The 12,403-nt window shown below is 55.6% G+C and carries 11 protein-coding genes; 7 read left to right on the plus strand and 4 right to left on the minus strand.

Annotated elements, in window-relative coordinates:
* Positions 1-188: 188 nt before the first annotated feature.
* Entirely contained in the window at positions 189-1,307 is a 1,119-nt protein-coding gene (locus VGH19_21820) for an LptF/LptG family permease (GenBank protein HEY1174019.1), read from the minus strand.
* 195 nt (positions 1,308-1,502) lie between these two features.
* Between VGH19_21820 and VGH19_21825 the strand changes: the two genes are divergently transcribed.
* The 4 genes from VGH19_21825 (at position 1,503) to VGH19_21840 (ending at position 4,300) form a co-directional block, all read left to right on the plus strand.
* Positions 1,503-1,694 carry a YezD family protein gene (locus tag VGH19_21825; GenBank protein HEY1174020.1) on the plus strand — a complete coding sequence of 64 codons (192 nt, stop codon included), beginning with the start codon at positions 1,503-1,505 and terminating at the stop codon, positions 1,692-1,694.
* 92 nt (positions 1,695-1,786) lie between these two features.
* Positions 1,787-2,695, plus strand: coding sequence for a prepilin-type N-terminal cleavage/methylation domain-containing protein (locus tag VGH19_21830; GenBank protein ID HEY1174021.1), 909 nt, complete (start codon positions 1,787-1,789; stop codon positions 2,693-2,695).
* Positions 2,696-2,698: 3 nt separating this feature from the next.
* Complete coding sequence (locus VGH19_21835; GenBank protein ID HEY1174022.1) at positions 2,699-3,196, plus strand: hypothetical protein; 498 nt, start codon at positions 2,699-2,701, stop codon at positions 3,194-3,196.
* Positions 3,197-3,259: 63 nt separating this feature from the next.
* On the plus strand, positions 3,260-4,300 hold the full coding sequence (locus tag VGH19_21840) for a hypothetical protein (GenBank protein HEY1174023.1): 1,041 nt from the start codon (positions 3,260-3,262) through the stop codon (positions 4,298-4,300).
* Positions 4,301-4,304: 4 nt separating this feature from the next.
* Here VGH19_21840 and VGH19_21845 read toward each other — a convergent pair whose 3' ends face one another.
* Positions 4,305-5,585, minus strand: coding sequence for a type II secretion system F family protein (locus VGH19_21845; protein HEY1174024.1), 1,281 nt, complete (start codon positions 5,583-5,585; stop codon positions 4,305-4,307).
* 22 nt (positions 5,586-5,607) lie between these two features.
* Here VGH19_21845 and VGH19_21850 point away from each other — a divergent pair, with 22 nt between their 5' ends.
* Positions 5,608-6,738, plus strand: a complete 1,131-nt coding sequence (locus VGH19_21850; protein ID HEY1174025.1) for an L-threonylcarbamoyladenylate synthase — start codon at positions 5,608-5,610, stop codon at positions 6,736-6,738.
* 110 nt (positions 6,739-6,848) lie between these two features.
* Complete coding sequence (locus VGH19_21855; GenBank protein HEY1174026.1) at positions 6,849-8,366, plus strand: TolC family protein; 1,518 nt, start codon at positions 6,849-6,851, stop codon at positions 8,364-8,366.
* 5 nt (positions 8,367-8,371) lie between these two features.
* Here VGH19_21855 and VGH19_21860 read toward each other — a convergent pair whose 3' ends face one another.
* The gene (locus VGH19_21860) at positions 8,372-9,292 is read right to left on the minus strand and encodes a LysR family transcriptional regulator (GenBank protein HEY1174027.1); all 921 of its coding nucleotides are present in this window, start codon (positions 9,290-9,292) and stop codon (positions 8,372-8,374) included.
* A gap of 3 nt (positions 9,293-9,295) precedes the next feature.
* A complete protein-coding gene (locus VGH19_21865; protein ID HEY1174028.1) occupies positions 9,296-10,993 on the minus strand; it encodes a tetratricopeptide repeat protein in 1,698 nt (565 codons plus the stop codon).
* A gap of 187 nt (positions 10,994-11,180) precedes the next feature.
* Here VGH19_21865 and VGH19_21870 point away from each other — a divergent pair, with 187 nt between their 5' ends.
* Entirely contained in the window at positions 11,181-11,936 is a 756-nt protein-coding gene (locus VGH19_21870) for a 3-oxoacyl-ACP reductase family protein (protein ID HEY1174029.1), read from the plus strand.
* The last annotated feature ends 467 nt before the right edge of the window (positions 11,937-12,403 follow it).

A 12,403-nucleotide genomic window follows, 5' to 3' on the forward strand; every position in this document is an offset into this window, starting at 1 on the left:
TCCTGCTCGATCTCCCGTAAGGTCAAAGGCCGCTTGGGTTCTGGCTTCATCCGTGTTCCTTTGGTTCGTGGTTGCCCCTTTGCACCCAGGATCGGAACCGTTACCAACTCATTATGGGGGCAGTGTCAAGATGCGCCCGGAAGCCTCTGAAACCCCAAATTTAGAGATTGGCCTGCCAGTGCAACCGGCTACTTCTGTCGCCAAGTCATCCATAGCCCTAGGAACGCAAAAAAAACATTCGGACCCCAAGCAGCGAGGATTGCCGGCAGGCGACCGCTCGTGCCCATGGCCATGCCGAAGCGTTGCATGACATAGAAGGCAAAGAAAATGATGATGCTGCTGGCCACACCACCGAAGACATTGCGGCGACCTGTCACAGCTCCGAAGGGAAGCGCGATAAAAATAGCTACCAAGCAGGTCCAAGGCGCTGCGAGCCGTGTGTGCAGGCGAGTCAGCAATTTGGCTTTCGTGTCCGGTGCCATATCCGGATGCATGTGGATGTAGTCCCGCATTTCTTCCAGTGAAAGATAACCGGCTTTCGAGGCTTTCACCGCGCTGAGGCTGTTGCTCACTTTTACTTCGCTGCGGATACTGGAGGGCGTCTCGGTGAAGAGCGGCATCTCCATGCGATTCGTCACCGTTTTGTTTTCTGGCGCTGATTCCGAAGAGATGAAAACCATCTGGAGTACATTGGTGAAAACCCAGGTATTCCCAGTAAAACCACCGCTCTTGCTGATGATCACCTGACGCGTGCCATCGGGCAGATTCCATGTAACCTGCGCATCGCGGAAGGCACCACTCTCAAGGTGATATTGGCTGATGTTCCACGTGCGGCCTTCACGCGGATTTCGGAAATTAAAATTCCTAAGCACCTTGTTATCTGAGGTTGTGCCCTTCTTGTTCCGCACCAGCAATTCTTCCGCTTTCTCGTTCGTATTCTTGAGCCACACGTCATTCAACACAAAGAGGGCGACACTGAAAAATATGCCCACCAAAAAATACGGCACACTCAGACGCCAAAGGCTAATGCCTGCCGCCCGCATGGCCACCAATTCCGAATGCCGAGCGAGGTTTGTGAGTGTGTAGAGCAGTCCGAGCAACAGACCGACCGGCACAATCACCAGCAGCAAGTCAGGTAACCGATAGGCGTAGTAGAGTAGCAAGGAAACCCCGCCCAGACCCACCTCACGGTAGTCGGAAAGGTTGCTGATGAGGTCGAATGCGATCCAAAAAACCAGAAATGCACCCAGGCAATAGCTGAGCGGCACGGCCAATTCACGCAGGAGATAACGGTCCAATAAACGCATCGACCCTTGGACACTAGACAAGGCAAAGCGTCGAAGCAAGCGCGCCCGAGCGAATACCAAGCTTTGAATAGCTGATTAATTTAAATCATAAATTATTTATGGATAGGCAGTTGCGATTTTATAAATCCAAAAAACAAAAATTTCTACTTGCGCAAAGTTTAAATATACATAATCTCGACCAAATTAATGTAGTATATGAATCAACGCCCGACATCAAACAACGACGCAGCAGTGAATTCTGAAGAGGATTGGCTGGCTGTGGTTCGCCAAAAGGTGTCTGCTCTACGCTTCGGGGTGGTGCAGGTGGTGGTTCATGAATGTCGCGTCGTGCAGATCGAATGCACTGAGAAGGTGCGTCTCGATAAGCCCGGTCGCGATACGGAATAGACCACATTGATACGCGACCCGGCTGCGGGCGCATTTATTTAACCGGTTTCTCTCACCAGACCGCTGGAGGAAGGCCATGAATATGAAATTGCATGGATCCTCTAGTAATTCGGTCTCGCGACGTCTCCCGGCGTCCTTACGGTTTTACCCTCATTGAACTGCTCGTTGTCATCGCCATTATCGCGATCTTGGCCGGCATGCTTCTGCCCGCTCTGGCCAAGGCCAAGACGAAGGCACTTACGACGAAATGCTTGAGCAATCTCAAGCACGTTGGCCTTGGCATTCAGATGTACGTGGATGATCAGAAAGACAAGCTGCCGTATCAGGGCATCCGTCTGGTGCAGCAAGGCAACTGGCACTGGAGTTGGGATGACGTGATCAATCAGTATCTCGGTGGCAACTGGAGCGAAGATGACAAGCGCAAGAATCACATCCCTTTCGCGCAACGCATCCCGGCCTTGCTGTGCCCTTCGGATAAATTGCCTCTGGATGGCTTTCCGCTCGGCTTCCGTCGCAGTTACGCCATGGCCATGCATAACAACGGTCAGCTCACCATCGGGCCTCAGGCGCCTTATGCAGCCGACTGGCCACCGAATCCCGTGAACCGCACTGGCGTGGGGCTCGGCTGGGATTGGCAGGATGCGACGATGAATTCTTGGGACACACGTGACAGCAAGGAAAACGGTTACCCGCGTCATCAAAAAGCGGTCCGCACTGCGATTGTCTACGCTCCGTCTGAAACGCTCATCATCACGGAACGCACACACCCCAATAATGTATTGGGAAATCAGAACCAGTCGGGTATCCCGCACGCTGGGCCGAACCAGTTTCTGCCTTCCGCCCAGAACTCAGAGACAGCCCCGAACTTCCACAACGACGGTTTCAACTTCCTCTTCGTAGACGGACATGCAGAGAACCTGTTGCCAGAGAAAACTCTGGGTGAAACCAACACAGTGCTCCAACGCCAGACCGGTTACTGGACCATCAACTCAAAGGATTAATTCATGAAATACCAATACCTCTCACTCGGTGCCCTCGCATTGCTCTTGGTCGGCTGCTCTGCGGAAGATCAGGATGAACTTCCGATCGCCACCCCCGCTGCTTCTTCAATTGAAGCAAGTGGGTCCGGCACCAGAGCGACAACGACCGTAGCATCTTATGCGGTAGATGCGTTTCTGGCGGCACCCACGGCAACCGTGGTTGAACAAGTCCCGGTTGTAACGGACGCAGAAGAGAAAATCGCCTTGGCGGATTATACCGAAAAAGTTTACCTGCGCTGGAATGCCGCGCTCACTACGTATCGGCAGAAGCAAAGCCGTTGGCCGGCGTCATTGCATGAATTGCAGCAGGCGCATCCAGAACTGGCATCCTTCCAGCCCCCGCGCGGCTTTGTGCTGAACCTGGACAAAAAGGCGGATGAGATCTATCTCACACGCGTGGCGCATCAAGTCACGGCCGTGACCCCTCCGCCAAACCTGCCTCCCTCTTTGAATATCCCTTAGTTCTATAGCGGGCGGAACCTAACTTGCATCTCACATCGTCTGGACTTTAGAATCCAAGGCGGTGTGAGATTTTTTCTTACCAATAAACTGCCGGTGGTAGCTGGGGCGACTCTTCTGCTTTGTGCAGCGGGGTGTGATCCCAAGCCCTCGCCTGTATCTGTGCCTGCCACCAACGCGTTGCCGTCTGTGGCGTCCACCCAATCTGCCGCTGAGCAGGAATGGCTGGCGCAGGCGGAAGCGGGTGATGGCGAAGCGCAGTTCCGGTTGGGCTTGCTGTATCTGAACAGCATGGATAGCCCGACGGATGTCGCTACTGCGACCGAACGCTTTCGCGCTGCCGCCACGGCATTCCTCGCCACGAACAAGACCGGCATGGCTACCATCCCTCATGCTGCGCCCGATGCCAGCAAAGCGATGAAATGGCTGTCACGCGCCGCTGAGCAAGGACACAAGTATGCCCAACCGCTGCTGGCAGACCAATATCGCTCCGGCAAAGGCGGGCAAAAGAACATGCCGGAAGCGATCCGGTGGTATAAGGCTTCAGCGGAAAACGGCAACGAATGGTCTGCGTATGAGCTCGCGATGATCTATGTGAATGGCGAGAGCGGTGTGACCAAAGACGCGCTCGAAGGCGCGAAGTGGTATAAGCAGGCGGCGGAAGCAGGTATCGTCTGGGCTCAATACGAACTCGCGACACTCTACGACAAGAGCAATCTGTTGCCGCATGATTTCAAACAGGCGGCGTATTGGTATGAAAAAGCCGCTGCTCAGGATCACGACTGGGCGGAGTATGGCCTGGCCTATCTGTATTATACCGGACGCGGAGTGGAGAAAGATTACGCGACCGCCATGAAATGGTTCCAACTCGCAGCCGAACGCGGCAATCCCGAGTCCCAATACATGGTGGGTTACATGCTGAGTGAAGGGCTGGGTTGCGAGCGCAATAATTTTGAAGCGGGCAAATGGCTTTTCCTTGCGGTAAAGACACAAGGCAAGCCGCACCATCATGAACACTGGCTCCTCGTCCGCAGCCGTCTTACGGAGAAAGAGCTTACATTGATCCAGCTGCATGCTGCCGAGTTCAAGCCGAAGAAAAAGGTTTAAACGTTCATTCGGTTGAGCGCTTGCCAAAATCACCATCGATCAAGCTGGTGATCGGAAGAAACAGCGCGATGACGATCGTTCCGACGATCACAGCGAGTATCACGATGAGGATGGGCTCCAGCAGGGAAGATAATGCAGCGATGATATTATCCGCATCCTGTTCCGCGTTATCTGCGATGCGTAAGAGCATCTCGGGCAATGCGCCGGTCTGCTCGCCCACATCCATCAAGCCCACCACAATGGGTGGAAATATTCGAGCAGTGCGCAGAGGCGTGGTGAGAGATTCCCCTTCACGCACGCTTTGATGTACGGAGTCGATGGCGTCCGCCAAGACTTGGTTCCCCGCTACTTCGCGCACGATGGCCAGTGCTTGCAGGATCGGCACACCACTCGCGATCAAAGTTCCCAGTGTGCGTGTGAACCGCACCAGAGCCAGCTTGCGCAAGAGATTCCCCAGCACCGGAAGATTCCAGCGCCGGCGGTCCCACCAGCGGCCTACCACGGGTAATTTGCGCAGCAGCGAGAGCGCGATCCAGAAACCGATGGCAGAAACCAGAATGGTCAGGAAATGCTTTTGAAACCGGGCTGACATGTCGAAGACCATTTGCGTGAATGCCGGAAAGGGTTTGCCCTCCATCAGGTCGGTGAAGACGGTCTGGAACTTGGGGATCACGAAATGCATCAAGCCCGCCACGATGCCGAAAGCTACAAGTAATACGGAGACAGGATAGAACATCGCGGCGATGACGCGGCCCTTGATACGTTCGGCCTTCTCCAAGAAATCGGCGAGCCGGTTCAGCACCAGCTCCAGCACACCGCCGAGTTCACCGGCCTTCACCATGTTCACGTAGAGTTTGTCGAAGGTCTTGGGATGCCGCGCCAGTGCTTCGCTGAAGGTGTTGCCGCTTTCTATGTCGGCAGCGATTTCGTGCAGCATCCTAAGCGTGGATTTATCCTCCTCCTGTTCCTGCAAGAGCCGGAAGGCGCGCAAGAGCGGCATGCCGGCGTCTAGCATCGTCGCGAGTTGTCGGGTGAGGGTGGCAAGTTGTTTCGGCTTTACCTTCTTGGAGCCGAAGGAGAGCGCACTTAATCGGGCGAAGCGGTTGGTGGGCTTGCCGGATGAGGCCATGGTTTTCTTGCCGTCGGATTTGGCCTCAGTGACTTTGGTGGGGAACCAGCCCATCTCCTTTAATCGCGACACGGCCTCCAGTGAATTGGCGGCATCCAGTTGTCCCTTGTTTTCCCGGCCCTTGGCGTCCAGTGCCACGTAAGCAAAACGACTCATAGACTTACATGTTGATGGTTGTGTGACTGTAGAGGATAGACAGGGCAACGGCAAAGTGCTCACGCTATGGACGCGTTCCTCCGTTGCCACAGCCGCCGGTTCCGCTTACAACCTCCGGCCACCGGGCATGTCATCCGCACGCACTACCGAGATTTTGCCGACGCATACGCCAGCGCTGTTTCAAGCAGCAGTGAAGCGCGCTGCGGATCTTTTACGTGCCGGTGAGGTGGTGGTGCTGCCTACGGAAACGGTTTACGGATTGGCAGCCAACGCCCTGAATCCGACCGCTGTTCAGCGCATCTACGAGATTAAAGGCCGCCCCTCACATAATCCTATCATCGTTCATGTGGCTGGTCGGGTGATGGCTCAGGAATGTGCCGCTCACTGGCCTAAAGAGGCAGAACAGCTCGCAGAAGCCTTTTGGCCGGGTCCTTTAACGATAGTTCTCCCTCGAAAGCCCGTTGTTCCAGATATTGTGACGGCAGGTGGCGATACAGTGGGTTTGCGTTGGCCCAGCCATCCGTTCATCCAAGAGGTGATCAAGCTGTGCGGTTTCCCTTTGGCGGCACCGAGCGCAAATCTCTCCAACCAGCTTTCTCCTACCAATGCCCAGCATGTGGCCAAGCAATTGGCCGGTAAAGTGCAACTTATCGTGGATGGCGGGCAGGCGCAGGTAGGCATTGAATCCACCGTCATCGACCTCGTGAGCCAGCCTCCCCGGGTTTTGCGACATGGGATGATCCATTCGGAATCGTTGCTGGCCGTCACCGGCGCTTTGGCGGGCGAGAAAGCGATGGTCAGCGGTGAAGTCTTGCGTAGTCCTGGCATGCTCCAGAAGCATTATTCGCCCAAGGCACGGCTCATCATCAGCGAGTGGACGGACGCTGCGCAACTGCTTGGGGATTTGGCCGGAGCGAAGGCGCATCTGCCTACCACCCATGTCATCAGCCACACGCGCATACCGTTGCATGCGGATCTGGCGAATGTCAGCGTCATCCCGCACGATGCCGAGGCGTTTGCCCGCGCCATCTACGGGGAATTGCACCGGTGTGATGAGGAAGGGGCCAGTCTGATCGTAGTAGAAGCCGTTCCGCCTACCGCAGAGTGGCAAGGTATCGCGGATCGATTGCGGCGGGCCTCAGTCCCAGCCTGAAAAAGTAACTCAGCTACGGCTTGAAAGTTGTGGGATTTCCCGCAACCTTTGGCGGCATCAACTGTTTAACTCCCGGACAATCGGGAACATTTTTTAACGAAATCATGGGAATGGCGCATTTTTTGAAGGCGACACGTCGTTTAGTGCCGGTCTTGGGCCTTGGCGCGCTGTTTTCTGTGACGGCGTCTGTGGGCGCACAAACATCACCAGCCACCACGCCTGTTCGCCCCTTCAGCCTGGCCGAGTGCATAGAGATGGCGCTGGCGCACAATCTGGACATCCGCATCGAGCAGGAAAACCCTCGGATGGCGCGCTTCACCTTGGATGGCGACTACGCCGCATGGGATCCCACCCTCAGAACCCAGCTCTCGCACGATTTCAATTCCTCCCCTGGTGGAACGGATTCGGTTGGTCTCATACGGCCCAACCGGGAGATCAACAGTGAAGCCGGCAGTGTCGGGCTGACCGGTGCCTTGCCCACCGGCATGACCTACGATCTGGCCGCGAATGGAAGGTTTCAGGATAACAATAACATCAGCTCCGAGTACGGCAGCGGTGTCGAGATCACGGTCACACAGCCTTTGCTCAAGAACATGTGGATCGATAATGCCCGGCGCACGATTCTGCTGAACCGCCGCAATCTCCGCCGCTCGGAACTCGGCGTCAGCCTGCAAGCGATGACCGTCGTTTCCCAAGTAGAGCAGGCCTATTACGACCTGATCTTCAGTGAAGAAAATCTCAAAGTACAGCAATCGGCCTTGGAGCTCGCCCAGCGGCTTTTGTCCGAGAATAAAAAACGTGTCGAAGTCGGCGCACTGGCACCTCTGGATGAGAAGCAGGCCGAATCGCAGGTTTCCGCCCGTCAGGCTGATCTGATCACGGCGCAACGCCAGCTCGCCGATCAGCAGAACGCACTCAAGAAATTGCTGACGGATGATTTCAGCGCCTGGCGCACAATCTACATCAAGCCCACGGAAAAACTGTTGCCCTTGCCGCAGACGTTCGATCTGCAGGAGAGCTGGCGCACGGGCATCGAGATGCGCCCCGATCTCGAGCAACAACGCATCGACCTGGAAAAACAGAACATCGAACTGCGCTATACGCGGAACCAGTTGTTCCCCGCCCTCGACCTCTTCGGCAGCTTCGGCCAGAACGGCTTGGGCCCGAACTTCGGCAATGTCACCCGGGACATAGAAGCCGGAGAAAACCCCACCCACGGCTACGGTATCCGGTTGACCATCCCCTTGGGAAATCGCGCAGCCCGCAGCGATTACAACAACGCCAAGAGCCGGAAAGAACAGCTCCTCCTGCAATTCAAGAAACTTGAGCAGACGACCATCGTGAACATCGACAACGCGGTGCGTCTGGCACAGTCCAACTACGAGCAGATCGAGTCCACCCGCAAAGCCCGCGAATACGCCGAGGCCGCGCTGGATGCCGAGCAAAAGAAGCTCGCCAACGGCAAGAGCACGAGCTTCGTGGTGCTGCAATTGCAACGCGACCTCACCTCCGCCCGCTCCGCCGAGATCCGCGCGCTGGCCGATTACAACAAAGCACTCTCCCAACTCTCCCTGAACGAAGGCACCACACTCCAGCGCAACAAGCTGGAAGTGAAAGTGGAGAGATAGAGGGTTTACTTGCCTTTGGTTTTCACCGCCCGGAGATTCTTGGCTGCCTGACGCAACATCTCGCAGAATTTCTCGCCTGCGGGTGTCACGTCTCCCTTCGTCGCACGAGCGATACCCACGCTATGGAACTCCGTCACTCCGGCGAGCGGACGATAGAGCAGGCGCTTGCCCGCCACCTGTTTGAACAGCTCGCTCACGATGGCTACGTTATTGCCACCCTCCAATTCCGTGAGCATGGAGGTGGAGCCATCGCACTCCACAGCGATGCGCGGCCTTACCTTCGCTTCGCTGAACATGCGATCCAGATGGCGGTAATACTCGGTGTATTCGCGACGGATCAAACCGACGAGCGGTTGTGTAGCCACCTCCGTCAGTGAAATGGATTTCTTGCGCGTGAAGGGATGCCCAGCGGACATCGCGAGACAGAACGAATAGCGTAGCAACTCCTCGAACTCGATGCCTTTGATGGCTTCTTCCGCATTCGCCACGGTGATCGCCAGTTCCAGCGTGCCATCTTGCAAGCGGACCATCAGCTCATCACTGCCGAGATCATGCAGGACGATGCGCACTCGCGGAGCCGCCTTCTTGAACGCCGCCAGCGCAGGCGGAAGCAATTCCACGGAGGGCGAGGGCGCATAACCGATGTGCAGCTCACCGTATTCACCACGCGCAAGGGCACGAACTTTTTCCACCGATTCTTCAGTGCGCTTGAGGATTTCACGGACTTCTTCGAGAAAAAGTTTCCCCTCCGCCGTAAGTGTCACCCCGCGCGGACTACGTCGCAACAAGTCCACGCCGAGTTCGTCTTCGAGGTCTTGCACCTGACGGCCGAGCGCGGGCTGGGCCACGCGCAGTTGCGCGGCCGCCTTAGTGAGGTTTTGCACCTCAGCCACCGCCACGAAATATCGGAGATGTCGCAATTCCATAAACTAGGATTCTTTCCTTTGATGAAGTGCGAGCAATTGAATCGCCTCAGCATTTCCTTGGTCAGCAGCCCGTTGTAACCATTGGATACCTTGCGCCAAATCCTTCGTCACACCTTGCCCATTGATCAGCAATACACCCAAACTTTTCTGTGCTATCGCCACATTTTTCTCCGCCGCTTTGCGATACCACTTCACAGCTTCACTGAAATCCTGCTCTACCCCTTTACCGGTTTCATAGGCATCACCCAGGTTGTTCTCACAAATCGCATGGCCTTGGTCGGCGCCTTTCCTGAACCACTGGATGGCAACTGCAAGATTTTGAGCCACGCCGATGCCTTGATAGTAATGATGGCCCAGGTTGCACTGTGCTCCGGCGTGTCCGGCAGCAGCAGCTAGCGTATACCATTTGATCGCCTCCTTTAGATCTTGGGGCACACCCAATCCTTGGCTGAGCATCATGGCATAGTTATATTGGGCGACTGCATAACCTCCTCTGGCGGCTGATTGATACAAGGAAGCAGCTTTGGCGTGATCTTGAGACACACCCAGCCCATGGCGATACAATACCCCCAGATTATTGATAGCGATCAGGTTCTTTTTCTCTGCGGCTAGGGAATAAAGTTCGGCTGCGCGCTTATGATCACGCTCAACACCAAGCCCGTCATGAAACATTATACCCAGATTGCCCAATGCAGATGCATCGCCTTGCTTGGCTGCCAGCTCGTAGTATTCACGAGCTTTCGCGTGATCTTGCGGCACCCCCTGACCCATTTGATACATAAAACCCAGATTACGCTGAGCATCTGCATATCCCTGTTCACTGGCTGCACGATACCAATGCGCCGCCAGCGTAAGGTCCTTTGGAATCATGATCCCTTTGGTGTAGGTATCCCCTAAGAGAAATTGTGCGCGGTCCAATCCCCCTTCAGCGGCTTGCTGCAACCAGTAGAACGCTTTTTTAAAATCTTTCCGGCTGGTGTATCTGCGGGCCAGATCACATTGGGCATTCGTATCTCCATCTTTAGCCTTCGCCTTAACGACCGCATCGCTTTCGAGCATGATAGCGGGCAGGAATGATTGAGCTGCGGGCGATGCCGGTTTTGCTTCCGGCTTTATCGGCTCACGATCAAATGGATACTTCCGCGTCTCGGCGATATAGCGTACTTCAAGCCCCACTCGTTTTCCATAAGCCAATAGTTCGAAGACAGGATGCGTGCCATCGCCAAATCCAGAACTGGCGAACGGCATGATGGGCGTTTTGGTTTTTCCTTTGGCGAGAACACCGCAGCACTTCGCTTTCTCTACCGCTGCCCGGATCTTCTCCAGCACGGCGTCCTCGTCTTCGCCAAATGCTTGGATGAATTTCTCGCACTCACAGAAGCCTGTCGTTCCGGTATCGGTCCACGTTTCGCCGATTTGCTGGCCTAATACCGAAGCCGCACCTGACCTGATGACGCGCACGGCAGAGACACGTTTATCGCCTCCATAATCTGCTCCTTGGACGAGAAACTGATATGGGCCGGATGGCAGATCAATCAACAGGCCATCCGATGCCAAGGGCGCAAAATCCGAATCCACGATGAGCATCTGGCTGCCAGTCAGCTCGTAATCACACAGTAGCAGCCATTCGCTGAATACACCCGGCATATCCTTTTTGGCGGTGATCTTTTTGGCCGGTTTAAAATAATCCTTCGGTGTCATGCTAGCTCCTGAATGTGTCTGCCAGATGACAAAGCACTCCCCGCCCCTTATCAAGTTCATTATGCCTAAAAAGCATGACAGCGCAAGGAACGTGGTATTGGGAGAATTCACCGGGAGCGAGTAAACCTATTGGCAGATGAACGACGGGTTCAACGAACAATAAAACTTAAATAGAAAACAAAACATCATGAACACGAACAACAGCAAGAAACTGGCAGGCAAAGCGGCATTGGTCACGGGCGGTTCCCGCAGCATCGGCAAGGCGATCGCCCTCCGCCTCGCGGCGGATGGTGCCGCAGTGGCCATCACTTACAGCGCATCCTCCACCAAGGCGGACGAAGTGGTGCGGGAAATCGAAGCTGCAGGTGGCAAGGCCCTCGCCATCAAGGCGGATGCGGCGGATGAAGCGGCAGTTCGCCTCGCCGTGGCCAAGACCATCGGCGCCTTCGGCAGCATCGACATCCTCGTGAACAACGCGGGCATCGCTGCGATGGCGCCTATTGAACAGTTCTCCATGGAAGACTTCGACAAATTGATCGCAGTGAATGTGCGCGGCTTATTCGTGGCCACGCAGGAAGCGGCACGTCACATGAAGGAAGGTGGACGCATCATCCACATCGGCAGCACGAATGCCGAGCGCATGACCTTCGCCGGAGGTGCAGCTTACGCGCTCACGAAAGGTGCCGTAGCGAGCTTCACCAAGGGTGCCTCGCGTGATCTCGGCCCGCGCGGCATCACGGTGAACAACGTGCAACCTGGCCCGATCGATACGGACATGAACCCGGCGGACAGCGAATTCGCCAAGGGCCTCACCCAACAACTCGCCTTGCAACGGTACGGTCATGTCGAAGAGATCGCGAACTTCGTGGCCTTCCTCGCCAGCCCGGAAGCGAGCTACATCACCGGCGCGAACTTGCTCGCGGATGGTGGGTATGCGGCGTGAGTAATGGAATGACGGTGGAAAAAATACAACCTGAATGCGGCCAAGTATCTTGGCCGCATTTCTCTTGTGGATACAAAACGGTAACCGGAGCGCGGTTCCGCATGCAGGACCGCCTAAATATCTCTCAGCACGGCCTAGAGGCGGTCATGAACTTTGAGTGGCATAAAACAAAGCTGGTTGGCCCAAAGGGCCAAAAGATTCCAGCCCAAGGCAGATCGTTCGCGGTCTGCCTTGGGTTGAAGCGCGCAGAGGAGAGCGGCCTGAAAGGCCGCCAGAGGGTCTGGTGTCCTTACAGGACACACTGGTTTTAACGCGACAATCCAGGGCAAGGGCCGCTTAGGTGCGGCCCTTGCCCTGGGCTGGAATCTCTTGGCCCTTTGGGCCACAGCATTAACGCATGGTTGGTTTCTCTTCATTCATTACTTGTTAACAAAGTTCAAGAGAGACTCTAGGCGGCTTAAAAGCCA

The sequence above is a fragment of the Verrucomicrobiia bacterium genome, assembly GCA_036405135.1.
Classification (GTDB): Bacteria; Verrucomicrobiota; Verrucomicrobiia; order Limisphaerales; family JAEYXS01; genus JAEYXS01.